Below are 23,532 nucleotides of genomic sequence, written 5' to 3'. Positions count from 1 at the left end.
CACGTCCCGAAGATCGTGGTGAGGGCGGGCTGCTACCCGTTCGCCCGGAGCCTCAGGCGCTGGTCGTGACCCGGCGCGGATGGGTCGGCGTCGGATACTTCGGCGTCAGGGTATCGCCCGACGAGACACCGCGCAGCCGCCTGCCGACCCACGGCGTCAGGTACTCCCGCGCCCACTGCGCGTCGGCCCGCAGTTGCTCCATGCGTCTCAGGGCAGGTCGCTCCCCGAGTTCCGGCAGGTCGATGCGGTGCGATGCCTGCATGGCCTCGAGGACCCGCGCGGCCATGAGCGTGTGACCGGCCGCCGACATGTGCATCCGGTCCACATCCCAGTAGCCCCAGTCCTGGAACTCGCGCAGGCGCCAGTAGTCGACGACGGTGGCGGCCCTCGTGTCGGCGATCTCGCGCACCCACTCGTTGTAGACCGCCGTGCGGCCCCGGGTCTTGCCGAACACGGCCGACCCCGACGCGTCGAACCCCGTGAACAGCACGACGTCGACGCCCGCCTCGCGGAGCCTGCCGACGCCTTCGTCGTAGTGCCCCATCAGGCGGTCGATGTCGATGCGCGGGCGGAGGATGTCGTTGGCGCCGGCATAGATCGTGACGAGCGTCGGCTCCAGCAGCAGGGCGGCGTCGACCTGCTCGTCGAGGATCTGGCGCATCTTCCGGCCGCGGATCGCCAGGTTGGCGTAGCCCCAGGACGGATCGGCGAGGATGAGCTGCTCGGCCACGCGGTCGGCCCAACCGCGGACACCGTTGGGCGATGCCGGGTCCCAGTCGCCCACCCCTTCGGTGAAGGAGTCGCCGAGTGCCACGTATCGCTGGGTGAATGTCACGTCCGAAAGATTACCCCTAGGGCGGCCACCCGCAGCGATAAGCTCGGCAGAGGCCCCCGTTGACACCCGGACGAAGGACATCATGCCTACCGACGCACCACCCGAAGCAACGCCCGCCACGGCCGCCGACGCCGGATCGGGCAGTCGCCGCGCCGCGCTCATCATCAACCCCATCAAGGCCACCACCGGCGATGTCGAGGGTGCTGTCAGGCGCGTCTCGGCGGAGGACGGCTGGGAGGAACCCCTGGTCATCGAGACCACGGAGGACGACCCCGGGCACGGCCAGGCACGCCAGGCGTTGGACGCCGGCGTCGATCTCGTGATCGCGGCCGGCGGAGACGGTACGGTGAGGTGTGTTGCCGAGGAGCTCGCGGAGACCGGCACCATGATGGCCATCGTGCCGCTCGGGACAGGAAACCTGCTCGCCCGCAACCTCGACATCGCCGTCGATGATCCGGACGCCGCCGTCGAGGCTGCGTTCAGGGGGACGGAACGCACCATCGACGTCGTGCACGTGACGGTGGACCGGGCACAGGACGCCCACGTCTTCCTCGTCATGGCGGGCATCGGCTACGACGCCGCCATCATGTCCGATACGCGCGACGACCTGAAGGACAAGGTGGGCTGGCTCGCCTACGTGGACGCGGGCATCCGGAACCTGCCGGGCAGGCCTGCGCGGACCACCATCTCGGTCGACGGCGGAAAGCCCTTCGTCCGCCGCCTGCGCAGCGTCATGGGTGGCAACTGCGGAAAGATCATGGGCGGTCTGGAGATCTTCCCCGGTGCGAAGATCGACGACGGCCTGATGGACCTCATGACGGTCGCCCCGAAGGGCAGGCTGGGCTGGCTGGCCGTCGCCGGCAAGCTCGTCGCGCGGGGGAAGGGCAAGGGCAAGGACCCGTCGCTCGAGTACTTCCAGTGCCGTACCGCCGAGGTCACCCTGCACGAACCGCTGGAGGTTCAACTCGACGGCGACCCGCTGGGCAAGGCGACCCACATGGCGTTCGAGATGAAGCCCGAGTCACTCCGGTTGAGGATGCCCCTCGGGTACAAGGATCCCGCCGTCGTCAGCGAACCGTTGCCCTGACAGGCGCCGGGGCGCCTTCTCGGATCGCTCCTGCGCGGTACCGGCGTCCGCCATGGCCGCGTGCTCACCGTCGGGTGCAGCGCGATGCCGGGTTCGCCCGGGCTAGAGCCAGGGCTGCGGATCGACCTTTTCGTCGTTCACCATGACCTCGAAGTGCAGGTGGCAACCGGTGGAGTTCCCGGTGCTGCCGACCGCGCCGAGGACCTCGCCACGGTGCACCTGGGTACCGGCCGGTACCTCGAGCACGCTCATGTGGTTGTAGGTGGTCTTCATGCCGTCGCCGTGATCGACGACGATGCGCTGGCCTCCTCCGTAGGCATGCCAGCCGGAGTCGATGACGGTTCCCGCATCGGCTGCCATGACGGGCGTACCGCACGCGCTGGCGTAGTCCAGGCCGGTATGGAGTTCCGAGCCGTAGCCACCCATGGGGTTGACCCGGTATCCGAAGGTCGAAGCCACGACGGGATTGGCCACGGGAACGTCGAACGCCTTGCGTTCCTTCGCTGCCGGGGTCAGCGAGCTCGAGAGGGCCCTCGCGCTGGCGATGCTCGGAGCGATGCCCTCGGTCGCCGGGCCTGCACTCTCCAGGCCGAACGTCACCGACGCCTCGGCAGGCGCAGTGACAGCAGGAGCGACACCCGGGGCCAGTGCAACGCTGGGCGCTTCCGCGGCCGTGGCACTGCTGCCCGTGGCCGCGGCCGTCGTCGAGGGAGCCACGGCACCCATGACCAGACCGGCGGAAGCGAGGACGATGCCGGCGGTCGCGGCGTTGTCCCGCAGTCGTGTGAGCGGCGTGGTGCGGGCTGCGGCGCGGCGGACTGCCGTCGGGCGGACTGCCGCGCGTCGCCGTGTGCCCTGGTGCGGGCGCACGGCGGCAGAGGGCTGGCGGGCGCTCCGGCGCGTCGCCGGGACAGCGCCGTCGACGTCGTCCGCCCGTGGTGCCGGTGTGGGTTCGGTGGCTGAAACCTCGACCGGTGGGCGCCTCGGCTCTACGACGGCGACCTCGACCCGTTCGGACGCCAGGCTCTCGGAGTGCAGGAGCACGGCTTCGGCTGCCTCGCGCGCGGCCCTCTCCTGTTCACGGATCTCCCGGCGGCTGAGCAGGCGCTCGGAGGGGGCGGGCACCGGAAGGGCACGCACGGTGACGGGCGGAACCGACACGGGCGGTCGTGGTGCTGCAACCCGGCTCGAGGCTTCGACGGCGGATGCCGCAGGAGGACCAGCCGGAGTCGCGGCCCGTCGACCGGCGCGGGTGGGGGCCGCGCCACCGGCGGAGGAGGCAGCCATGGGCGCGCGAGCAGGAGCCGTCGGGAGGCCTGGAACGGCCACGCGGGCGGTAACGGCCGCGACGGGAGCAGGCGCAGCAACGGCAACGGGCTCAGCAACGGCAACGTGGGCAGCAACGGAAGCGGGCGCGGCTTCGATGCCGGGCGCAGCATGGGTCACGATCGTGGCGCGCGTGTCGGCGGGGGCCACGCGGGCCGCGGGGGTCCTGACGGCAGGTCGGGCCTCGTACGTCCCGACGCGGAGCGACCGGCGGCTCGGGAGGGCGGGGGCAAAGCTGTGCGGAACCGACTGGTGGTGCGCCCGATCGTCGGACGCGCGACGGCGCCCGGACGTAACCGTCTGGGTCAACTGCATACCTCTCTCAGGACGCCGGCGAAGTTAGCTGTCGGATTCGAGCAAGAGTTGACTCGGCCCCCTCGGCGCAGCCCCGGACGCGGTGGAACCGCAGGTGGGGCCGTGCTGATTAGCAATGCGTAGAGGGCTTCACCCCAAGGCGGCTCGCACCGCCGGAATGTGGATCCTCCACCCCTGTCACAGGTTGTTCATGCGGTCCGCTGACAGGGTTAGGCGTGCGGACCTGGATCACAATAGAACGTGCTTCGACTGCTCAAACCTTAGGGCACGGAACGCGCAGTTACAATTCCGTTATCCATCCTGTGGATCTTTCGTGCAATACTGCTTTCCGCTCACGGGAACCTGCGCAATTCCCCCGGAGAACCTGCGCCTCGGGAACCGATCGGCGGCATCAGGACAACTCGGCGCGCCCTTTGCGCCAGTACCCCATGAACGCAACCTGTTTCCGGTCGACGCCCACATCGCGCACCAGATAGCGGCGCAGTCCCCGCACCACCGCTGCCTCCCCCGCGATCCAGGCGTAGAACGGTTGGGTGCCCGACGGGCGCTCGGGATTGACCGTCGACCTCACGATCGCAGTCTCGAGCAGTTGCGGGGTCTCCCAGAGGATGGTTCTGTCGACATCGACGTACTCGGGTTCGGTACCGCCACTGACGGCGTCGGCGGAGCCGGCGAGGGACACCCAGCCGGGTACGCGCACGGCGTCGCGAACCGCTGTCTCCAGCAGCTCACCGTGCGGGAGACCCCTGCGCGGAAGCCAGGTGATGGCGACCGAGGACCGGGTCTCGATGCTCTGGATGTCCCGCTCGTCCGGGACCTCGAGGAACGCCTGCCCGCTCATGTCCTCGGGGAGCGCCTCGAGGATCGCGCTGATGGCCGGCACTGCGGTCTCGTCACCGGCCAGCAGGACGTGCTGGGCAAGGCCCGGGCTCCACTCGATGCCGCCGTAGGCTCCCGCCGTCAGGCACTGCGCCGCCGAGGAGTTGGGTCCGATGATGCACACGCGGTCCCCCGGCCGCGCCGTCGAAGCCCACTCGGCTGCGGGCCCTCCCCGCCCTTCGTCGTCGAGGTGCATCACGAAGTCGACGTCGATCTCGGGCCGTGGCCCTTCACAACGCGCATCGCGCACCGTGTACGTCCGCATCGAGCCGCGCTCCTCCGCGTCCATGCCGAGCCACGACTGGTACCAGCTCGCGGCACCGCCGCGCTGCATCAGCCCCGCGATGTCCGGGCACTCGCGGCCCCTCGACGGGATGATGATCTTGATCCTGAGGTCCAGCGTGTCGCCCGCCACGCCGAACGCCGCGAGGCACGAACCGCCGAAGGTGATCCGGCGGAAATTCGCGCCGAGCTCCTGCACCCGGGTGACGACGACATCGAACGCCAGCACCATGGGCTCGGTGTCCGCGGCGGTCCGCAGGGTACTCCGCTGGCTCACTTCGGTCATGATGTTGCCTCCAGATGGGCCGGGACGGTGTCCTGCGGGTTGGGTCGGTAGCCTCGTGCCGGCACCTGACCGGCACGGGAGGTCGGTGTGCTCATCGCCGCCGGCGCGCCGTGGTGCCTGCCGACGGGCACGACCATCGGTGTGCCGGAGACGGGATCCTCGATGACGCGGCAGTCGAGGTTGAAGACGCCGGAAACGGTTTCCCGGGTGACGACGGCGGACGGGGGGCCCTCTGCGACGATCCGGCCGTCCCGCATCGCGATGAGGTGGTCGGCGTAGCGCGCAGCGAGGTTGAGGTCGTGAAGCACCATGACCACCGTGGTCCCGGCGCGCCGGTTGAGGTCGGTGATCAGGTCGAGGACCTCGATCTGATGCGTGACGTCCAGGAAGGTCGTGGGCTCGTCCAGCAGCAGGATCCCGGTCTGCTGGGCAAGTGCCATGGCGATCCACACCCGCTGGCGCTGACCGCCGCTCAGCTCGTCCACGCTGCGGTCGGCGAGGCCCAGGGTGTCGGTGGCCTGGAGCGCGCCCGCCACTGCGGCGTCGTCCTCCGCCGTCCACTGGCGGAACCAGCCCTGGTGCGGGTACCGGCCGCGTCCCACGAGATCGGCGACGCTGATGCCGTCGGGAGCGACCGGCGTCTGTGGGAGGAGCCCGAGTACGCGCGCGACAGCCTTCGTCGACTGGGTGTGGATGTCCGATCCGTTCAGCACGACAGTGCCCCTCGCGGGCTTCAGGAGGCGCGCCAGTCCGCGCAGCAGCGTCGACTTGCCGCATGCGTTCGCCCCGACGATCACCGTCACCCTCCCCGCCGGAACCTCGACGGAAAGCCCTTTGACGACGACGCGTTGGTCGTACGCGAGCGTGAGGTCCTGTGCCGACAGGGTGTCGGTCGTCGTAGGATCCTGGCGTGCAGCCATCATCAGCCTCCCTGGCCGGAGCGGTTGGCCGTGGCGAGCAGCCACAGCAGGAACGGCGCGCCGAGGGCGCCGGTGACGACACCGACGGGCAGCGACGCCCCGGGGATGAGGTTCGCGGCGACGAAGTCGGCCGCGAGCACGATCACCGCACCCACCAGTGCCGCCATCGCGAGCGAGGACCGGTTCGCGAGCAACCGGCTGGCGATCGGCCCGGCAAGGAAAGCGACGGAGGCGACGGGCCCGGCTGCGGCGGTGGCCACCGCAGCGAGGGCCACCGCCGTGAACATGAGCCACAACCGCGAGGCCTCGACCCGGACGCCGAGGCCTGCGGCGGCGTCGTCCCCCAGTTCGAGGCCTCGCAGGCTGCGGGAGAGGACGGCCGCTACCGGCACCAGGACCACGAGACAGGCGAGCAGCACGGCAACACGGTCCCAGTTGCTCGAGTTGAGCGACCCGCTGAGCCACAGGACCGCCTCCGCCGCCGTCCGGAGATCCGCACGGGTGATGAGGAAGTTGACCACGGCGTGCATGACGGCGGCGAAACCGATGCCCACGAGGATGAGCCGGTAGCCCGCCACACCTCCGCGGCGGGAGATCAGGTAGATCGCCGCGGCCACCACCAGTGCCCCGATGAGCGCCGAGAACGAGACGGCCGCACCGGCAGCCCCGAAGAGCACGATGGCCGCCACCGCCGAGGCGCTCGCGCCGTAGCTGATGCCGATGATGTCAGGGCTCGCCAGGGGGTTGCGCAGCATCGTCTGGAAGACGGCGCCGGCGATCCCGAAGGCCACCCCGATCATGAGACCGATCACGGCTCTGGGCAGTTTGCTCTCCAGCACGATGAAGCTTGCGCCCGGTATATCGGCCCCGCCCAGGATCCGGAAGAAGTCGGGGATCGTGACGGTGTAGGAGCCGAGGAGAATGTTCACCGCGAACAGCACGAGGACGATGCCGGCCACGGCGGCCATCCGCGTTCCCGAGCTCCTGCGCCGGCGGGCGCGGACGGCGGCGAGGCCTTCAGCGGGATGCGTCCGTGTCCGGGGATGCCCGACGGCGAGGAGGGTGCTCACAGCTGCGCCATCCTCCGTCGACGCACCAGCCAGATGAAGGCGGGAGCGCCCACGACTGCGGTCATGATGCCAACCTGCACTTCGCTCGGAGGCAGGACGACTCGCCCCAGGATGTCGGCGCCGAGCAACAGCACGGGCCCGAGGAGCGCGGAGAACGGCAGGATCCAGCGGTAATCGGCTCCGACTGCCAGACGCACCACGTGCGGAATGACGAGTCCGACGAAGGCGATGGGACCGACGGCAGCCGTCGCGGCACCACACAGGACCACCGCGCCGAGGCCGGCGATACCACGCGCCAGGGCGACATTCTGGCCGAGCCCCCGGGCGACGTCGTCACCGAGTGCGAGGCTGTTGAGGACCTTGCCGGTCGCGAGGGTCAGCGCGAGGCCCACCAGGAGGAACGGCGTCACGATCCCGATGACGTCCCAACCGCGGCCGGAGAGCGTGCCGACCTGCCAGAACCGGAAGGCGTCCAGCGTCTCCTGGCTCGAGACGAGGATGGCGTTGGTGAGGCTCGCGAGCCCTGCGGCGAGGGCCGCGCCCGCGAGCGCGAGCTTGACCGGCGTCGCGCCCTCCCGCCCGAGGCTCGCCACCGCGTAGACCGTGAGGGCCGCGGCGCCTGCGCCCGCGAAGGCGAACCAGATGTACCCGGAGGCGCTGCCGAGCCCGAAGAGGTAGATCCCGACGACGATCGCGAGGGAAGCACCTGCATTGATCCCGAGGATGCCCGGGTCGGCCAGCGGGTTCCGGGCGATTCCCTGCAGTGCTGCGCCGGCCGCCGCGAGTGCCGACCCGACGAGCAGCCCGACGACGGTGCGCGGGACGCGGGAGAGGACGACGGCGTGGTCGCCGTTGGCAGGATCGAAGGCCACCACGGCGTCGACCATGGTGCCCACGCCGACGGACCGTGCGCCGATGGTGAGCGAGGCGAGGCAGAAAACGGCGAGGATCACGGCTGTGATGAGGAGCCCCGCCAGGGTGCGCGGCGTGGACCGGCGGCGGACGGTGGCACCGGGATCGGCCACGGAAGCCGGACGCAGCACGGAGGCCTGGACTGCCATGGTGCCTCCCTCAGCCGGACGATCGGTCTGAAGTAAGGGTAGCCTGTGCTATCGCCCATTAAGAAACGGATTTGTTTCCTAATGTCCGGATCCGCCGCGTCGTCCGGGGCAGCCGGACCGGCGAAGTACCTAGGCGGCCGCGGGCGGCGTGCCGTTGCCGAAAGGCCTGCCCCCGAGGGATTCGCGCCCGTGCTCGGTGGTCCATCCTGCGAGGTCAGGGCCCTTCGGGACGATCCGGGTCGGATTGATGTCCTCGTGCACGATGTAGTAGTGCTGCTTGATCTGCTCGAAGTCGATGGTGTCCCCGAAACCGGGCGTCTGGAACAGGTCGCGCGCGTAGGCCCACAGCGCCGGCATCTCCGTCAGCTTGTTCCTGTTGCACTTGAAGTGTCCGTGGTACACGGGGTCGAACCGGACCAGCGTCGTGAACAGGCGGACATCCGCCTCCGTGATCGTGTCCCCCACCAGGAACCGCTGCGAGGCCAGTCGCTCCTCGAGCCAGTCCAGGGCCGTGAACAGCCGGTCGTACGCGGCGTCGTACGCCTCCTGGGAACCGGCGAAACCACAGCGGTAGACGCCGTTGTTCACCTCGGTGAAGACACGCTTGTTCACGGCGTCGATCTCCTCGCGCAGGTCCTCCGGGTAGAGGTCCGGGGCGCCGTCGCGGTGGAACTCCTGCCATTCGCCGGAGAAGTCGAGGGTGATCTGCGGGAAATTGTTCGTCACGACCGCGCCGGTCGTCGTGTCCACGATGGCCGGCACCGTGATCCCGCGCGAGTAGTGGGGATCGCGCTTGAAGAAGGCCTCCTGCAGGCGCTCGATCCCCAGCACCGGGTCGCGTCCGTCAGGATCGAGGTCGAACGTCCAGGACCGGCTGTCGTGCGTCGGTCCCGGAGTTCCCAGCGAGATGGCATCCTCCAGCCCGAGGAGCCGCCGCACGATGATGGTCCGGTTGGCCCAGGGGCATGCCTTCGCGGCGATGAGGCGGTATCGCCCGGCTTCGACGGGATAGCCATCGGAACCGTCACGCGTGATGCGCGTCTCGATGTACTGGGTGTCCCGGGTGAATTCCTTCCCCGAGGTCACGTAGGCCCCCTTGGTGCTGTGCCCTGCCGTGTCGGACTGCTGGGCGTCGGACTGCTGCGTGTCGGTCATGGTGCAAGTCTAGGACCGCCGAAATGCGGGAGGCCCGGCCATTGACATGGCCGGGCCTCCCGGTGCAGGCGCGGTGGTGCTACCGCCGCGCGGACTCCCGCCCGTATTTCTCTCGCAGTTCGCGGCCCTCGTTCACGAGCTTGAGCTGCTTGTCGTGCTTCTTCTCGGCGGCCTTGGTATCCCGCGGCGGCAGCTGGATCGTCTCCTCCGCCTCGATGCCGCCCTGCAGCTGCCGACCACGTTCCATCTCGGCGTCGAACTCGACGCCGAAGAGGAGTGACAGGTTCGCGAGCCAGATCCACAGGAGCAGGACGATCACGCCTGCGATGGCACCGTAGGTCTTGTTGTAGTTGCCGAAGTTGGCGACATAGAGCGAGAACCCGGCGGTGGTGACGGCGAGGACGATCAGTGCGATGAATCCGCCCAGGCTCATCCAGCGGAACTTCGGCTGCTTGACGTTGGGGGAACCGTAGTACAGCACCGCGATCATGAGCACGGCGAAGAACACGACGACGGGCCATTTCGCGATGTTCCAGATGACCAGGGCCGTTCCGCCCAGGCCGATCGTGTTACCGACCGCCTCGGCAACAGGACCGGACAGGACGAGCATGAGGCCCATGATCACGATCAGCACGAGCACGATGACGGTGATGAGGAGCATCTGGGGGCGCAGCTTGAAGAACGAACGGCCCTCTTCCACCTCGTAGACGCGGTTCATCGCCCGAGAGAAGGCGTTGACGTAGCCCGACGCCGACCAGATGGCGCCGAGGAGGCCGATGACGAAGGTGAGTCCGGCTGCCTGGTTCGAGGCGAGGTTCTCGATGGTGGGCTTGATCGTCTCGACTGCGTCCGGCGGGGCGAACTGACCGATGATCTCCATCACCTGGTTCGTCGTGTTCTGCGCCTGGCCGAACAGGCCCAGGAGGGACAGCAATGCGAGGATGCCGGGGAAGATCGCGAGGACCGCGTAGTAGGTCAGCGCCGCGGCCAGGTCGGTGCACTGGTCCTTGCCGAACTCGCTGACCGAACGCTTGAACACGTACTTCCAGGCCGGCTTCTTGACATCACTCGGATCGTCCGGCTTGCGGGGATCATCCGGATCCGGCGCCGTGTCGGCCCTCTTCGCCGCCTCACTCCTGGGGCCACTGCCCACCCTGCTGTTGCTGCTCACGGATACCTCCCGGTCTGGCCCCGGAATCGGTGGGGCGTGCTGACGGCTGTACGCCTCCTTCAACTGCACCATAAGCTTACTTAGTAGTCCAGTTCCGATCAGCACACGCCGTGTGCCAACGAATCCCGAGACCAGGAGTCAGTCATGCGCATCGCAGTCATCGGAGCCACCGGGAACGTCGGCACGGCGCTCCTCACCCGCCTCCAGCGAGCAGCCCGCGACCGGGAGGCGATTCAGCGCACCGGCTACGACACCTCGGAGGATGCAGATGGTATCTCGATCACCGCGATCGCCCGCACCATCCCCGACGCCACGCAGGAGCCGTACAACGGCATCGACTGGCACGCCATCGACATCGGCACCGACGAGGGCAGGGACGCCCTGACACGCGCCCTCGAGGGGGCCGACGCCGTCGTGCACCTCGCCTGGGCCATCCAGCCCAACCACGACGAGCCGGCCATGCGCCGTACGAATGTCACAGGGACGGCCAACGTGCTCCATGCGGCAGGGACCGTCGGCGTGCGCCAGGTCGTCTGTGCTTCCTCCGTCGCCGCCTACTCGCCCGCGGACAAGGACGGCCGCAGGGACGAGACCTGGCCGACCGACGGCGTCGGGACCTCCCAGTACAGCCGCCAGAAGGCCGACCAGGAGCGGCTGCTGGATGCGTTCGAGCAGGACTACCCGGAGATCGCGGTGGCACGCCTCCGGCCCGGACTGATCTTCCAGGACGCGGCGGGCAGCGAGGTGGGGCGCTATTTCCTGGGCCCACTGATCCCGAAGGTTCTGCTGGGCCGCCTGCCGCTGCCGCTGCTACCCATTCCCTCGGACTTCATCTTCCAGGCAGTCCACGCCGAAGACGTCGCGGAAGCCTACTGGCGCGTCGTGGCGAGGCGCGCGTCCGGAGCTTTCAACATCGCCGCCGAACCCGAACTGACTCCTGCACGCCTCGCCGACCTCCTGGGGGCCCGCCGCGTGATCGGATTCCCGGTGCGCGTGCTGCGGTGGATCGTGGCGGCCAGCTGGGGGCTCGGTATCCAGCGCACCGATCCTGGCTGGATCGACCTGGCAGCGCAGAGCCCTGTCATGGACACCTCCCGGGCCAGCAGGGACCTCGGGTGGGAACCGCGCCACTCGTCGCGCGAGGCGGTGGCGGAGGTGCTGGCAGGGATGCGCCGCGGCGCAGGGCTCAGCGGCTCCCCGAAGATGTACCCCCGATCGGAGGGCTAGCCAGGGTCGCGAGCTCAGGGCGCCGGAACCTGGGGACTGTCCTCGGCGTCGACCAGGGGAATTCCTTCGGGCAGTTGCCCGGGCGCACCCGGAAGGCTGACGGTGAACTCGGCGCCGCCCTGCTCCACGTTGCGCACCGTGATGGTTCCTCCATGGCTTTCGGCGATCCGACGGCAGATCGCCAGCCCGAGGCCCGTGCCTGTCGCCTGTCCAAGGCCGTTCTCGGACCGGTGGAACTCCTCGAAGACCCTCTCGAGGTCGGCCTCCGGGACACCGATACCGTTGTCCTGCACGTGCACGAGGGTCCTGCCCGACGAGGCGTCCGTGGAGGTCGACACCCGCACCTCGCCCGTGCCGTCCGTGCGCCCGTACTTCATCGCATTGCCGATCAGGTTCTCCATGAGCTGCAGGAAGAGCCGCTCGTCGGCGTAGACGGGGTGGGGCGCGGACACGTCGAACGTCACCGCGGGCAGTTGCGTTCCGGGCAGGGCGGTGCGCAGGTCGATGATCCCCTCGGCCACCTCAGCTACATCTATCCTCGAAGCGCTGAGCTTCTCCTCCTTGGCGAGACTGTAGGCGAGCAGGTTCCGGATGAGGTTCCTCATCCGCAGGCTGGCCTGCTGGAGACGCTCGATGCTGGCCTGCCGCTCGGCGGGTGGCAGGTGCGGGTCCTCGAGCATCTCGAGCCAGCCATCGAAGACCGTCAACGGCGTCAGCAGGTCGTGCGCCACGACGGAGGCGAAGCGACCGAGATCGCGCTGATGGACCCGCTCGTCGGTGACGTTGCGCATCACCACCAGGGCGCCCTGACCATTCGGGAGCGGCATAGCGTCGACGGACAGGTACTTGACCTCCCCCGTGCGGTGGATCAGGTCGAGGTCCAGGCGTTCCGTGACGACGCCCTGCAGCGCCAGCGTCAGCGGATTGTCGGCGTCCGTCAGCGGTTCACCGTTCGACGCCGTGACCTGGTAGTCGCGGGTCCATACCTCACCGGGCTGCGCGGTGCCGGGACCGAGCCATCGCGCGCTCGTCGCGTTCTGGAAGATCAGTCGGCGGTCGGGCCCGGTCACGAGGACGCCGTCGTTCATCCGACCGATGACGAGGTCGCGGAGATCCGCAGCGGCCTTCGCCTCGTCGGTCGCCCGGTACAGCCGGGCGATGAGTCGGCGCCGCTCGTCCATGCTGAGCGCCAGGACGGCCGAGAGGGAGAAGGCGATGAACATGAACGACTGCGCCACATAGGCGGCGATGTCGGGCCTGAGGTCCTGGAACGGGCCCAACCCGGCCAGGGTGAAGAAGACCAGGAAGGCACCGCTGATGACACCGTGCACCATCGCCCAGGCGGAGCGGAGCCTGAGGCCGGCCCACATGTGGGCTGGGATGGTCGTGTAGGCGACCGGCAGGGCCATACTCGTGCCGAAGGTCGCGACATACAGCACCACAGACAGCACGACGAGGAGGGCGTACTCCGCCCGGCGTGCCGACGGCAGGGGCGGGGACACCTCACCCCTCGCGCGTGCCGCGATGCTGGCCGCGATGACGATGCCCAGTGAGCCGAGCGCCGTCAGGGAAACGGCGTGGCGCACGAGCCAGGGGATGAACGCCGTGAAGGGCTCGGCCGCCCCGTCGAGGGCGCTGCCGGCCACGATGAACAGCGCGCCGACCGAGCAGGCACCGATCGCGACGCCGCCGAGGCGCAGGTACTCCCCCACGGTCCGTATGCTGAGCGTCGGGACGATTCGCCGGAAGAAGTAGACGGACAGGGCGGTCTGGGCGAGGCTCCCGAACGCCACCGACAGCGCGAGGACGGCACTGAGGCCGGTTGCGAGGTTGACCACCGCCAGGATGGGAATCGTGCACCCCAGCGCGATCGCGAAGTCCCTCCTCGTCCGCGACGCCCACAGCCCCCAGAGGAAGTTGACGCCGGCGGCGGGCCAGACGAGTGCGAGGCCGCTCGATTCGAGGTTGGTGTTCCGACCGAAGACCGCGGCAAGTGCCAGGAGGAGGGCGAACAGGAGGTGCAGGGTCACCGGCGACAGGGTTGCCAGCCTGCCCGTGACCGCCTGCATCCGCCCCTTGCCCATGCCACTACCTGTTCGAAAGTATCAATGTCCTGCCGCGGTCGGACCAGGACCGGCGGAGCGCAGCCTGGAGAGGCCACCGTGGCTCACAGCTTACTGGCTCCCCGGCTTCCGGTGCGTCCGATCGTCGTCCGGTCGTGGTCCAGCGGCCCGTCCCACGCGCCGAGCGGCAGGGCCGGGCCCACGGACTCCCAGCGCTGCCGCGGGAGGGCGCCGGGGTATCGCTCCTGCAGGAAGCCCACCATCGACTCGCGGATCTCGCACCGCAGGTCCCAGAGAGAGCTGCTGTCCTCCGCGCTGACGAGGATCCTGGCACGCACTACGCCGTCCACGGCATCCGTCACCTGCAGCGCGCCCGTGCGCCCGTCCCACAGGTCCGAGGTACGCAGGACGTCGTCGAGGTGCTTCCGGAGGGCCGACACAGGGGCATGCCAGTCCAGATCGAGTTCCACCGTCCCGAGGAGCTCGGACCGGCGGCGGGTCCAGTTCTCGAAGGGCGTGCTGGTGAAGTACGTGGACGGCAGGATGATGCGGCGCTCGTCCCAGACGCGCACCACGACGTAGGTCAGGGTGATCTCCTCGATCGTCCCCATCTCCTCCTCGACCACCACGACGTCGTCCACGCGGATCGCCCCCGTGAAGGCGAGCTGGACCCCTGCGAAGACGTTGCTCAGGGAGTTCTGCACCGCCAGCCCTGCCACGATCGAGATGAGCCCGGCGGACGCGAGGATCCCGGCACCGAGCGCCCGCACCTCCTCGATGGTCAGGAGCACGCTCGCGACGGCGAGCGTGCTGATGAGCGCCACGCTGATGCGCCGCGCGAGCACCACCTGCGTCTCGAGCCGCTTCAGGCGGCGCATGTCCTTCGCGACCGCCGTGTAACGAGCAAGCACGACGGTCTCGACGATCAGGAGCACGACGACGAGGAACCATGCGAGCGCGGCGATCAGGAGCAGGACGAGCGCGTAGTCGACGGCCCCCGACCACGGTTGGTCCGATGCCGTCTGCCCCAGCGCGATCCTCGCGCCGAGCACGGACAGGACCAGCCGCGCCGGATTGTTGGCCCTCCTGGTCACGGCCTGCACGTCCGGAGCGGCCCGCAGGAGCCGGTGGACCAGGCGACGGGCACACCAGACGACGACGAGGGCGACGACGACGGCGCCGACGACAGCGGCGAGTGGCTGGAGGGCATCGAGCAGGGAAGTCATCCCTCCACCATGTCAGAGCCCGTCGGCGGGCTTCCAGCCGAGGGGCTCTGCCACGGTGGATTCACAGGGCCTGCACAGGGCCCGTGTGTCGCATCCCACCAGAAACGCTGCGGACACCGCCGCTGGACGGGGAGTGGAGTCGGCCGGGCGCTCCCGGTGCGACCCCGTCCGCGCCTAGCCGAGCGTGGCGGTATCGATCACGAAGCGATAGCGCACGTCGGAGGAGAGCACTCGCTCGTAGGCATCGTTGATGCCGTCCGCCGAGATGAGCTCGATCTCCGGCGCGATGCCGTGCTCGGCACAGAAGTCGAGCATCTCCTGTGTCTCCCGGATGCTGCCGATCCCCGACCCCGCGAAGGAACGCCGCTGGTTGAACAGCGTGAACACGTGCAGGGGAAGGGCATCCGCCGGGGCACCGACGTTGACCATGGTCCCGTTGAGTCCGAGGAGCGAGAGGTACGCATCCAGGTCGATCTTCGCGCTCACCGTATTGATGATCAGGTCGAAGGCGTTGGCGAGCTGCTTGAACGTGTCGGGGTCGCTGGTGGCGTAGTAGTGCTCGGCCCCGAAACGCCTGCCGTCCTCCTGCTTGCCCAGGGTCTGCGACAGCACGGTGACCTCGGCACCCATCGCGTGCGCGATCTTCACCGCCATGTGGCCGAGTCCACCGAGCCCGACGACGGCTACCTTCTTGCCCGGTCCGGCTTTCCAGTGGGCGAGGGGCGAGTAGGTGGTGATGCCCGCGCACAGCAGGGGCGTCGCGGCCTCGTAGGGGATGCTCTCGGGTACCGACAGCACGAAATCCTCGACGACCACGATGTGCGTCGAGTAGCCACCCTGCGTGATGGACCCGTCCCGGTCGACGCCGGCGTAGGTGCCGGTGTTCCCGTTCAGGCAGTACTGCTCCTCTCCCTGCTTGCAGTTCGCGCACTCCCTGCACGAGTTCACCATGCAGCCGACACCGACCCGGTCGCCGACCTTGTGCCGGGTGACCTCCGCGCCCGCCTCCTCGACGACTCCGACGATCTCGTGGCCCACGGTGAGCGGATAGTGCTGCGGCCCCCACTCGCCCCGCACGGTGTGGATGTCGGAATGGCATATTCCGGCGAAGGCGATCTTGATCAGCACGTCCTTCGGCCCGACATCGCGGCGTTCGATGGTCGTGGGAATGAGCGGATCGGTGGGTGACGTGGCGGCGTACGCCTTCACTGTCTTCATGCGGTTCCTCCTCGGAACATCGGGGACGCGAACTGGGCCTACGGGTTCACTGGTCCAACGGTAGGTCGGATCGGGCAGGCGTGGGAGGTTCTGCTGGTACCCCCGCCGGCCGCGCGAGATCGAGCCACTGCCGTGCCCGGCGAGCGGTCTCGAAGTATCTCGTCGGGTAGGGCGGGCTGTGGAGCTGCTTGTAGTAGGAGGCGATGACGCGGTCGCCCTCCGCACCGACGATCGCCAGTGCGGAGACATCCAGCCGGGTGGCGAAGACCTCGAGCGCTTCCTGCGTGAGCGAGACCATGTCGTTGTTCAGTGCGAGCATGGGCCGGCGGTCCGCAGGAGTCAGGGCACCCACGGCCGCAACCAGCGCTTCGGCGACGGCAGCGTTCACACTCATACCGGCGTCCCACTCGACCATCACCATCCCATCCTCCAGCCACGCCCTGAAAGGTTCCCGGACCGCCTCCCGGCTCGTCGACTCGCCGCCGTCGGCCCGCCCGGTCAGCCATTCGACAGCCTCGGCCTCGCTGGAGAAGTACCGGCTGGGCGTCACCGACCGGTAGTTGAAGGCCGTCAGCACCTTGCTCACCTCATCAGCTCCCACGACGCCGGTCCGGGACGAACAGGTGTCCTCGATGAGGAGGCGCCGCGCTTCCAGCGTGATCGCTTCGACCAATCCGATGTCCACCAGGAGCGGTCGTCTGCACCCGTGCGACGCCGCCGTCACCGCTGCCATCGTGGAGAGGACGTCCTCGGCCCCGATGGTGACCCGCGCCGCCCACTCGAGGCGGAGGAAAGCGCCGTCGTCCGTGAGCGTGTAACGAGGCTGTTCCCCCAGTTCCCCGGCCATGTCGATCCCGTTCCTCGTGAGCCTGGATCCGATCCTAGGCGCAGGAGCTCCCGCGCGACAGCGCCGGCCCTCCCTGTACACGAGCGCATTGTGGCCCACCCGTACGGGGTGCAGGATGGGAAACGCCACCCCGGACAGATAGAAGGAGCTTCCCCATGGACTACACGTTCGACGTCCTCGTCATCGGTGGCGGACCCGCCGGCATGGCCGCTGCCACACGCGCGGCCGAGCTCGGCGCACGCACGGCTGTCGTCGAACGCTCAGCACTCGGCGGGACCTGCGTGAACTCGGGGTGTGTTCCCACCCGCGTGCTGGCGAAGACCGCACGCCTCTTCCGCGAGGTCCGCACCGCCTATGACTACGGCATCGTGGTGGACGAGCCCTCAGTGGACTGGAACAAGACGGTGCAGCGAGTCCGGGCGACGGTGGCGCGCGTCCTCGACGCGAAGGGGTACGGACCCATCATGGAGCGCCTCGACATCGAACTGATCGAGGGCGACGCCGAGCTCACGGGCGAGCATACAGTCGTCGTGGACGGGCGCGAGGTCACGGCAGCGGCCATCATCCTCTGCATCGGTGGCAGCGGGCGGCGCCTCCCCATCGAGGGCGCCGAGCACGCCGTGCTACCCCACGAGGTCCTGGGCCTCGAGAGTCTGCCGGGCACGGTGGCGATCATCGGCGGCGGGCACACAGGCGCCCAGATGACCACGATCTTCGACGCGCTGGGGTCCGAGGTCCTGCTGCTCGACCTCGCCCCGCGCATCCTGATGACCGAGGACGACGACGTCGCTGCCGCCGTCACGGCCGGCTTCACCGGCAAGGGCGTCCAGGTGGAGACCGCCATCGGCGGCATCGAGAGCATCCGCAGGGACGGCGAAGGGCTCACGCTGGCGTGGACGCGTGACGGCGAACCCCGGTCGCGGCGGGTGGACGCCGTGATCATGGCCGCGGGGTGGCCCGCCAACCTCGCCGGCCTGGGGCTGGATGCGGCGGGCGTCCAGGCGGCGAGGTCCTTCATCCCGGTGGACGAGTACCTGAGGTCGAACGTGCCGCACATCTTCGTGGCAGGTGACGCGAACGGCAGCAGCATGCTGGTACAGGCAGCCGTCTTCGAGGGCGAGACCGCCGCCGAGAACGCGGTGCTGGGAGCCACACGCACCACCCCGCACCATCTCCTGCCCGAGGGCGGCTTCACGGATCCGGACTATGCCGGCGTCGGACTGACCGAGGCGAAAGCCCGGGAGCGCGACGCCGAGTGCCACGCGGTCACGGTGCCCTACGCGGCCGTCGAGCGTCCGATCATCGACGACCGCGAGCAGGGCTTCCTGAAACTCGTGATCGACCGGCGTCGCGAACTGATCCTCGGAGCCCACGCTGTCGGCGAGAACGCCGTCGAGGTGATCACGGCCGTCGCGTCTGCCATGGCGGCCGGGACGGACCTCGCGACGCTCGCGCGCGTGAAGTTCGCCTATCCAACGTACAGCGCCGTCATTGGACACGCTGCCCGCGCCGCCCTCCGCAGCTAGCGCTCAGGTGCGGACCAGCACCAGTTCTTCCAGCGGAAGGCGCGTGCGCGGCGCGGTCTCCCGTTCGGCCAGGGCCTCGGGAAGCTTGTCGGCCTCATCGGCTGTGCCCACCGCGGTGACCGTCAGGGGCTTGAGGTTCTCGGCGAGGTCGAACGCGGCGACGATCTCGCCCCATTCGACACCTGCCATCTGGTGCGTCGCCAGGCCCTCCGCCTCCGCCTGGATGGTCAGGTGGGCCACGGCCTGGCCGAGGTCGTACTCCGCGTAGGGGCGCACGTCACCCTCGACGGAGGACGTCTCGGCGATCCCGACGATCAGGGCCGAGGCGTTGTGGGCCCAGGCTGCGTTGAACCCCACGAGGGCCGCGACGATCGTGTCGAACTCGCGGGTACCGCGACGGGCGACGATGAACCGGCGGGGCTGGAGGTTGATGGCGGACGGCGCCCAGCGCGCAGCTTCCAGCAGTGCATCGAGCTGGTCGTCGGTGATCGTCGCCTCGGGATCGAAGGACCGCGGGCTCCAGCGATCGGCCAGCTCGGGCATGATCGGCACGCGGGTCTCCGCACTGCGGGTGGTCGTCATGGAAGGAATGAGTGACATGGGAATACTCCTGTGCTCGATGCGGATTCTCGGCGCACCGTTGAGCCTCGGTGCCTGCAACAACAGAATCCGCAGGGCCATTCCCGAGGAATGCTCGGCGCCCGGGCCCGGTCCATCGAATCCGTCCGCGCACCCAGTTAATAGGAAATATGTTCTATTGTTGGTGGTGAGCAGCAATCGGAGGGAAGGGCAGCGGGCATGACAGTACAGACCATCGATGCGAATCATGCAGGACGCCGGCGCCTCGACGAACCCGCCACGATCCGCTTCACGCCGTCTGGGAGGCCCATCGCCCTCCGCTGGCACGGCAGCATCTGGCAGGCCTTCGGAGAATCCGTTCCGTCACCGGGTGCGGGTTCCGGGGCCTGGACAGATGCCGGCCGCGGGCCGGGCACGACGGCGTCCGCCTGGCTGTTCACGGCACAGACCGGGCCCGTCTCGCCCGTCCTGGAGTTCAGGATCGCCTTCGACACCCGGCGTGAGGAATGGCGCCTGCTCAGCGTCCGCCCCGTGGAGGGTTGACGGTCGTAGTCCGACCGTCCGTCCACTGCAGGAACAGCGATCCTCGTCAGCGCCGGCCCAGCTCCTCGGGAACAACCGCACGATCGTCGCGACGGCGCCAATAGGCGGCGATCGCGGCGCCGGACAGGTTGTGCCAGACAGAGAAGATCGCGCCCGGCAGCGCCGCCTCGGGAGTCAGGTACGTACGGGCGAGCCCGGCCGCGAGACCGGAGTTCTGCATACCCACCTCGATCGCCGTCGTCCTCCTGGCCGCAGTAGGCAGACCGAACAGGCGCGCGGCCCCATAGCCGAGCGCATAACCCAGTCCGTTGTGCAGGACCACGGCCGCGAACACCAGCAGCCCGGCCGAGAAGATGATGCCGGCACTGCCGGAGACCACGGCAATCACCACCACCGTGATCGCGGCCACCGAGATCCACGGCAGCGCGGGCAGCAGCCGCTCCACGAGGCGAGGCAGGAAGTACCGGACGGCAAGGCCGACGAGGACAGGGATCAGGACGATCTGGAGGATCGACAGGCCGATGGCAGCGGCATCGACGGGCATGTACCGGCCCGCGAGCCACAGGGTGAGCAGTGGCGTCAGGAAGGGCGCGAGGATCGTGGACACCGACGTCATGGCCACGGAAAGTGCCACATCTCCCCGGGCGAGGTAGGAGACCACGTTGGAGGCGGTTCCACCCGGACAGCACCCGACGAGGATCACCCCCGCCGCGAGCGCCGGCGGAAGTCCGAGGGCCATCGAGACACCCCACCCCAGTAGCGGCATGATCATGTACTGGGCCACGACCCCGATGACCACCGGAATCGGCCGCTTCCCGATCAAGGCGAAGTCCACTGGCGTGAGCGTCAGTCCCATCCCGAACATGATGACGCCCAGCAGGGGGTTGACCAGCGCTCCGAGTCCCGTGAAGGTGCCGGGTGTGAGGACCGCCGCGACTCCCCCTGCGAGGATCAGGAGCGGGAACAGGGTCACCGCGATCCTCGCACTGCGCTCTTCTGCGGTCTGGGGGTGGCGATTCTGTGTGCTCATCGTTAACCCAATACCACCTGCTCCCGGATATGACCCACTGCTACCATTGCAGTCACCCGAAAGGCAAGGGTACTTAGTTCCTCTTCAAGGGCAGGTATGACGATGGCGACGACCGACAAGAAGTTCACCGCTACCGAGGAGTCGACGAGCAAGCATCCGCACGATTGGGGCCGGGCGATGGCGGTTGCCATCTGCCGGCTCACGGACATGGCGAGGGAGGCGGGCGACACCGTCCACCATGAGGCGCTCATCGGCGAGGACCTCCACCTCTTCGTGGAGGACACGGAACACGGCGTCAACATCACGATGTCCTGGACGCCGCGAGAACAGGGCGCATTGACGGACGGCTCCGATCAGGAAGGCTCCGAACCGGACAAGGGCGGGCTGTCGCACAGCGCGGCAGGTCAGCGGTTCGACCCGACAGGCGGAAGCACTGCGGGCGTGGGCCAGTAGACCCGAGGCGCAACCCCCACCCGGAGGAAGGATAAGTAAGCACGCTTACCTTGTGCGGGGTAGGGTGAGACCGAACCGTCGGTCAACCCGTGGAGGACAGCATGAGTGAACGCCCGGATCCCTCGAACGCAGGGAATCCTGATCCTGTCGAGAGCCACATCACCGGCCTCGAACCCGGCGGCGGAGTGCCCCCGGGCGAGACTCCGCCTGCCGAGTCCAGCACCGCCTGGCAGCAGCAGGGCCATGCGGACGAGGAAACCCCGTCGAAGGGGCGTCAGGCCCTGTGGATCACGATCATCGGCATCGTCGTCCTGCTGGTACTGCTCTACATCGTCGGCTACATCGTCGGCATCATCGACCTGTTCTAGGCGCGGGCCGACAGGAAGAGCCCCCATCCGCCGTCGGCGGGTGGCGGCTCTTCCTGTACCTGCGTGCCGGCTAGGACGACACTGCGTCATCCCGCAGGCTGTAGTAGTCGACCAGCGCGGACTCCTCCTCCGGAGAAAGTTCCACGCTGCTGGCGGCGCTCGGCGCACCGGAGATCTGGTCCTTCGTCCATGCGAGGTAGAGAGCGTCACCCTCGAAGCGCGAATTCGCCAGCGGCACGTAGTGCTTGCGGGAGTTCAGCAGCCCGAGTGACACCGTCACCCACGCAGGGACGCCGGACTCCTTCTCGAGATGTACGTCATTGACGTCGCCGAGCTTCTTGCCCTTGCTGTCCCAGGCCGTTGCATCCTGGAGCTTGTTGATTTCCGCCTGGACCATCGAGGTTCCCTTCACGAGTCGGTTCTTCCACCATTCCAACCGAGATACGGCCGAAGGGCAATCGGCGGCTGTTCGTCAGGCCTTGTCCGCGGCCTCGCCGAGCATCGGCAGGAAGCGGTCCAGCGCCCAGACCAGGCTCAACGGGTTGGCCGCGGAGATGGAGAGCGTCAGGGTGTTGTCGCTGTCCGCGACGAGTGCGCCGCTCCTGACGGCCGGAATCTGGCTCAGCAGCGGATCACCGGCGATGGCCTCCTTGGTGCCCGCATCCGGCACCCAGGTGACGAAGATGTCGGAGTCGAGCTCGTTGGCGCGCTCGGCCGACCACGGGATGAAGAACTCTTCCGAGCCCTTCGTGTTCTCGGTGACGACGTCGGCCTGCACCATGCCGAGCTCGGTCAGGAACCGGGGACGGTTGTCATTGGCCGTGTAGACGCTCACGCCTTCGGCGCTCGCCGGTTCGAGGTTGCCGTAGATGAAGGTCTTGCCTTCGAGTTGCGGGTACTCGGCGGCTGCGTCGGCGATCGCCTGCTCGGTCTCGGTGACGAGCTGTTCGGCGTCGCCTGACAGACCCAGGGCCTCGCCGATGATGCGGGTGGAGTCCTGCCAGGCGGTGCCGTAAGCGACCTCCGGGTAGGCGACGACCGGGGCGATCTTGCTCAGTGTGTCGTAGTCCTCCTGCGACAGCCCCGAGTACGCGGCGAGGATGACATCGGGATCCGTGGCGGCGATGTCGTCGAACGCGATGCCGTCGGTCTCGGAGTACTGCACGGGTGCATTCTCGGTCCCGATGGCGGCACCCAGCTCCTCGAGCTTCGCGTCCTTCCACGGAGTCGACTGGTTCTCGTTGCCGCCATAGCTGTCGGCCGGCATGCCGACGGGCACGACGCCGAGGGCGAGGGACACATCCGCATTGACCCACGAGACCGTTGCCACTCGGTCCGGCTTCTCGGTGAGGGTGGTCTCACCGAAGGCGTGCTCGATCGTCACGGGGAAAGCCCCGGCATCGGCGGAGGCGCTGCTACCGCTCGTGGACGCGGCTCCGCTGTCGACAGGGCCGGTGGAGCACGCGGAGAGGGAGAGAACGGCGACGGCGGCAGCGGCGATCAAGCTGCGCAGGCGTGAGGGGGCCATGAGGCTCCTTGGCTTCTGTGGCCTCCCAGGAGGCCGTGGACGGGGTAGAAGTAAGGGTAACCTAAGCCGCCGGCTATTACGAAATACTTTCGTAGCGTAATAGCTACTGCTCGCGTGCCCTGCGCGTCTCCCGCTCGTTCGCCTTCTGCAGTGCGTCGACCAGCTCGTCCTTGGACATGCCGGAGCGGCCCTTGATGTCGAGTTTTTTCGCAAGGTCGTAGAGGTGCTGCTTCGAGGCATTGGCATCCACCCCACCCGCTGTCGGCCGTGCTTCCGCGCTGCCTCGTGCGGCCTGCTCGTCCGGGGGCCCCTTCTTCTCCTTCGGCTCCCAGTGGTCGCCCACCTTCTCGAAACCGTGCTTGAGCGACGCGAAGGCAGTGCGCCGCGCCCGCTCGCCGTCGCCGTACTGCTCCTCGGCGGCGTCGAGCGTCGCGGCGAAAGTCTCCTGAGCCTTCTCGTCGGAGCGCTGCAGCGTGCTCGGTAGCGCGTCCGGCTTGACCTTGCCGTCCTTCGTGAAACGGGACATCCCTGCATCCT

Annotated in this window: 23 protein-coding genes and 1 riboswitch; of the genes, 6 read left to right on the top strand and 17 right to left on the bottom strand. The window is 68.5% G+C overall.

All coding sequences use genetic code 11. The annotated features are described in order from the left end of the window. Positions 1 to 52: 52 nt before the first annotated feature. Positions 53 to 835, bottom strand: a complete 783-nt coding sequence (locus FDK12_RS06435) for an SGNH/GDSL hydrolase family protein (protein WP_137368762.1) — start codon at positions 833 to 835, stop codon at positions 53 to 55. A gap of 82 nt (positions 836 to 917) precedes the next feature. On the opposite strand from FDK12_RS06435, the gene FDK12_RS06430 reads away from it, so the two are divergent. Continuing rightward, on the top strand, positions 918 to 1,922 hold the full coding sequence (locus tag FDK12_RS06430) for a diacylglycerol/lipid kinase family protein (protein ID WP_137368761.1): 1,005 nt from the start codon (positions 918 to 920) through the stop codon (positions 1,920 to 1,922). Between the two features lie 102 nt (positions 1,923 to 2,024). Here the strand turns inward: FDK12_RS06430 and FDK12_RS06425 are convergent, their stop codons facing one another. The 7 genes from FDK12_RS06425 to FDK12_RS06395 form a co-directional block, all read right to left on the bottom strand. Then, positions 2,025 to 3,557, bottom strand: a complete 1,533-nt coding sequence (locus FDK12_RS06425) for a M23 family metallopeptidase (protein ID WP_137368760.1) — start codon at positions 3,555 to 3,557, stop codon at positions 2,025 to 2,027. Between the two features lie 3 nt (positions 3,558 to 3,560). After that, positions 3,561 to 3,789: riboswitch (cyclic di-AMP (ydaO/yuaA leader) on the bottom strand. A gap of 165 nt (positions 3,790 to 3,954) precedes the next feature. After that, on the bottom strand, positions 3,955 to 5,010 hold the full coding sequence (locus tag FDK12_RS06420; protein WP_223263124.1) for a siderophore-interacting protein: 1,056 nt from the start codon (positions 5,008 to 5,010) through the stop codon (positions 3,955 to 3,957). Continuing rightward, positions 5,007 to 5,930 carry an ABC transporter ATP-binding protein gene (locus FDK12_RS06415; protein ID WP_137368830.1) on the bottom strand — a complete coding sequence of 308 codons (924 nt, stop codon included), beginning with the start codon at positions 5,928 to 5,930 and terminating at the stop codon, positions 5,007 to 5,009. The genes FDK12_RS06420 and FDK12_RS06415 overlap by 4 nt, the downstream gene beginning before the upstream one ends. A gap of 2 nt (positions 5,931 to 5,932) precedes the next feature. Then, positions 5,933 to 6,898: a FecCD family ABC transporter permease gene (locus FDK12_RS06410; RefSeq protein WP_137368829.1), complete on the bottom strand. Its 966-nt coding sequence runs from the start codon at positions 6,896 to 6,898 to the stop codon at positions 5,933 to 5,935. A 98-nt stretch (positions 6,899 to 6,996) separates the two neighbouring features. Then, positions 6,997 to 8,061, bottom strand: a complete 1,065-nt coding sequence (locus tag FDK12_RS06405) for a FecCD family ABC transporter permease (RefSeq protein ID WP_137368759.1) — start codon at positions 8,059 to 8,061, stop codon at positions 6,997 to 6,999. Positions 8,062 to 8,190: 129 nt separating this feature from the next. Next, positions 8,191 to 9,216, bottom strand: a complete 1,026-nt coding sequence (locus FDK12_RS06400) for a glutathione S-transferase family protein (RefSeq protein ID WP_137368758.1) — start codon at positions 9,214 to 9,216, stop codon at positions 8,191 to 8,193. A gap of 79 nt (positions 9,217 to 9,295) precedes the next feature. Then, on the bottom strand, positions 9,296 to 10,387 hold the full coding sequence (locus FDK12_RS06395; protein ID WP_223263123.1) for a YihY/virulence factor BrkB family protein: 1,092 nt from the start codon (positions 10,385 to 10,387) through the stop codon (positions 9,296 to 9,298). Between the two features lie 144 nt (positions 10,388 to 10,531). Between FDK12_RS06395 and FDK12_RS06390 the strand changes: the two genes are divergently transcribed. Continuing rightward, positions 10,532 to 11,614, top strand: coding sequence for an NAD-dependent epimerase/dehydratase family protein (locus FDK12_RS06390; protein ID WP_137368756.1), 1,083 nt, complete (start codon positions 10,532 to 10,534; stop codon positions 11,612 to 11,614). 14 nt (positions 11,615 to 11,628) lie between these two features. Here the strand turns inward: FDK12_RS06390 and FDK12_RS06385 are convergent, their stop codons facing one another. The 4 genes from FDK12_RS06385 to FDK12_RS06370 all read right to left on the bottom strand — a co-directional run bounded on the left by FDK12_RS06385 (position 11,629) and on the right by FDK12_RS06370 (position 16,968). After that, positions 11,629 to 13,698, bottom strand: a complete 2,070-nt coding sequence (locus FDK12_RS06385) for an ATP-binding protein (protein ID WP_137368755.1) — start codon at positions 13,696 to 13,698, stop codon at positions 11,629 to 11,631. 83 nt (positions 13,699 to 13,781) lie between these two features. Beyond that, on the bottom strand, positions 13,782 to 14,903 hold the full coding sequence (locus tag FDK12_RS06380; protein WP_137368754.1) for a mechanosensitive ion channel family protein: 1,122 nt from the start codon (positions 14,901 to 14,903) through the stop codon (positions 13,782 to 13,784). A 174-nt stretch (positions 14,904 to 15,077) separates the two neighbouring features. Beyond that, entirely contained in the window at positions 15,078 to 16,121 is a 1,044-nt protein-coding gene (locus FDK12_RS06375) for an NAD(P)-dependent alcohol dehydrogenase (RefSeq protein ID WP_137368753.1), read from the bottom strand. 46 nt (positions 16,122 to 16,167) lie between these two features. Continuing rightward, positions 16,168 to 16,968: a hypothetical protein gene (locus tag FDK12_RS06370; RefSeq protein WP_137368752.1), complete on the bottom strand. Its 801-nt coding sequence runs from the start codon at positions 16,966 to 16,968 to the stop codon at positions 16,168 to 16,170. Positions 16,969 to 17,123: 155 nt separating this feature from the next. Here FDK12_RS06370 and FDK12_RS06365 point away from each other — a divergent pair, with 155 nt between their 5' ends. Continuing rightward, positions 17,124 to 18,494, top strand: coding sequence for a dihydrolipoyl dehydrogenase family protein (locus FDK12_RS06365; RefSeq protein ID WP_137368751.1), 1,371 nt, complete (start codon positions 17,124 to 17,126; stop codon positions 18,492 to 18,494). Between the two features lie 3 nt (positions 18,495 to 18,497). On the opposite strand, the gene FDK12_RS06360 is transcribed toward FDK12_RS06365, so the two are convergent. Next, positions 18,498 to 19,094, bottom strand: a complete 597-nt coding sequence (locus FDK12_RS06360; protein WP_137368750.1) for a nitroreductase family protein — start codon at positions 19,092 to 19,094, stop codon at positions 18,498 to 18,500. Positions 19,095 to 19,292: 198 nt separating this feature from the next. Here FDK12_RS06360 and FDK12_RS06355 point away from each other — a divergent pair, with 198 nt between their 5' ends. Then, on the top strand, positions 19,293 to 19,616 hold the full coding sequence (locus FDK12_RS06355) for a hypothetical protein (RefSeq protein WP_137368749.1): 324 nt from the start codon (positions 19,293 to 19,295) through the stop codon (positions 19,614 to 19,616). A 46-nt stretch (positions 19,617 to 19,662) separates the two neighbouring features. Here FDK12_RS06355 and FDK12_RS06350 read toward each other — a convergent pair whose 3' ends face one another. After that, positions 19,663 to 20,646 (bottom strand): bile acid:sodium symporter family protein, encoded by a 984-nt coding sequence (locus tag FDK12_RS06350; protein ID WP_137368748.1) that lies wholly within the window; start codon positions 20,644 to 20,646, stop codon positions 19,663 to 19,665. A 102-nt stretch (positions 20,647 to 20,748) separates the two neighbouring features. On the opposite strand from FDK12_RS06350, the gene FDK12_RS06345 reads away from it, so the two are divergent. Next, positions 20,749 to 21,099: a hypothetical protein gene (locus tag FDK12_RS06345; protein WP_137368747.1), complete on the top strand. Its 351-nt coding sequence runs from the start codon at positions 20,749 to 20,751 to the stop codon at positions 21,097 to 21,099. Between the two features lie 101 nt (positions 21,100 to 21,200). After that, complete coding sequence (locus FDK12_RS06340) at positions 21,201 to 21,467, top strand: DUF6480 family protein (RefSeq protein ID WP_137368746.1); 267 nt, start codon at positions 21,201 to 21,203, stop codon at positions 21,465 to 21,467. Between the two features lie 70 nt (positions 21,468 to 21,537). Here the strand turns inward: FDK12_RS06340 and FDK12_RS06335 are convergent, their stop codons facing one another. The 3 genes from FDK12_RS06335 to FDK12_RS06325 form a co-directional block, all read right to left on the bottom strand. Continuing rightward, positions 21,538 to 21,864 carry a PRC-barrel domain-containing protein gene (locus FDK12_RS06335; RefSeq protein ID WP_137368745.1) on the bottom strand — a complete coding sequence of 109 codons (327 nt, stop codon included), beginning with the start codon at positions 21,862 to 21,864 and terminating at the stop codon, positions 21,538 to 21,540. A 75-nt stretch (positions 21,865 to 21,939) separates the two neighbouring features. Next, on the bottom strand, positions 21,940 to 22,995 hold the full coding sequence (locus FDK12_RS06330; protein WP_137368744.1) for an iron-siderophore ABC transporter substrate-binding protein: 1,056 nt from the start codon (positions 22,993 to 22,995) through the stop codon (positions 21,940 to 21,942). Positions 22,996 to 23,098: 103 nt separating this feature from the next. After that, complete coding sequence (locus FDK12_RS06325; RefSeq protein WP_137368743.1) at positions 23,099 to 23,521, bottom strand: ChaB family protein; 423 nt, start codon at positions 23,519 to 23,521, stop codon at positions 23,099 to 23,101. Positions 23,522 to 23,532 lie beyond the last annotated feature (11 nt).

Source organism: Arthrobacter sp. NamB2, from assembly GCF_005281365.1.
Lineage (GTDB): Bacteria > Actinomycetota > Actinomycetes > Actinomycetales > Micrococcaceae > Arthrobacter_D.
This window is presented reverse-complemented; position numbering and strand designations above follow the sequence as displayed.

Coding starts and splice junctions, on each gene's coding strand:
- FDK12_RS06375 (WP_137368753.1), bottom strand. CDS start 16,121: ATGAAGACAGTGAAGGCGTACGCCGCCACGTCACCCACCGATCCGCTC.
- FDK12_RS06420 (WP_223263124.1), bottom strand. CDS start 5,010: ATGACCGAAGTGAGCCAGCGGAGTACCCTGCGGACCGCCGCGGACACC.
- FDK12_RS06325 (WP_137368743.1), bottom strand. CDS start 23,521: ATGTCCCGTTTCACGAAGGACGGCAAGGTCAAGCCGGACGCGCTACCG.
- FDK12_RS06400 (WP_137368758.1), bottom strand. CDS start 9,216: ATGACCGACACGCAGCAGTCCGACGCCCAGCAGTCCGACACGGCAGGG.
- FDK12_RS06380 (WP_137368754.1), bottom strand. CDS start 14,903: ATGACTTCCCTGCTCGATGCCCTCCAGCCACTCGCCGCTGTCGTCGGC.
- FDK12_RS06350 (WP_137368748.1), bottom strand. CDS start 20,646: ATGAGCACACAGAATCGCCACCCCCAGACCGCAGAAGAGCGCAGTGCG.
- FDK12_RS06370 (WP_137368752.1), bottom strand. CDS start 16,968: ATGGCCGGGGAACTGGGGGAACAGCCTCGTTACACGCTCACGGACGAC.
- FDK12_RS06430 (WP_137368761.1), top strand. CDS start 918: ATGCCTACCGACGCACCACCCGAAGCAACGCCCGCCACGGCCGCCGAC.
- FDK12_RS06415 (WP_137368830.1), bottom strand. CDS start 5,930: ATGGCTGCACGCCAGGATCCTACGACGACCGACACCCTGTCGGCACAG.
- FDK12_RS06345 (WP_137368747.1), top strand. CDS start 20,749: ATGGCGACGACCGACAAGAAGTTCACCGCTACCGAGGAGTCGACGAGC.
- FDK12_RS06385 (WP_137368755.1), bottom strand. CDS start 13,698: ATGGGCAAGGGGCGGATGCAGGCGGTCACGGGCAGGCTGGCAACCCTG.
- FDK12_RS06410 (WP_137368829.1), bottom strand. CDS start 6,898: ATGGCCGCCGTGGCCGGCATCGTCCTCGTGCTGTTCGCGGTGAACATT.
- FDK12_RS06390 (WP_137368756.1), top strand. CDS start 10,532: ATGCGCATCGCAGTCATCGGAGCCACCGGGAACGTCGGCACGGCGCTC.
- FDK12_RS06340 (WP_137368746.1), top strand. CDS start 21,201: ATGAGTGAACGCCCGGATCCCTCGAACGCAGGGAATCCTGATCCTGTC.
- FDK12_RS06335 (WP_137368745.1), bottom strand. CDS start 21,864: ATGGTCCAGGCGGAAATCAACAAGCTCCAGGATGCAACGGCCTGGGAC.
- FDK12_RS06360 (WP_137368750.1), bottom strand. CDS start 19,094: ATGTCACTCATTCCTTCCATGACGACCACCCGCAGTGCGGAGACCCGC.
- FDK12_RS06330 (WP_137368744.1), bottom strand. CDS start 22,995: ATGGCCCCCTCACGCCTGCGCAGCTTGATCGCCGCTGCCGCCGTCGCC.
- FDK12_RS06405 (WP_137368759.1), bottom strand. CDS start 8,061: ATGGCAGTCCAGGCCTCCGTGCTGCGTCCGGCTTCCGTGGCCGATCCC.
- FDK12_RS06355 (WP_137368749.1), top strand. CDS start 19,293: ATGACAGTACAGACCATCGATGCGAATCATGCAGGACGCCGGCGCCTC.
- FDK12_RS06365 (WP_137368751.1), top strand. CDS start 17,124: ATGGACTACACGTTCGACGTCCTCGTCATCGGTGGCGGACCCGCCGGC.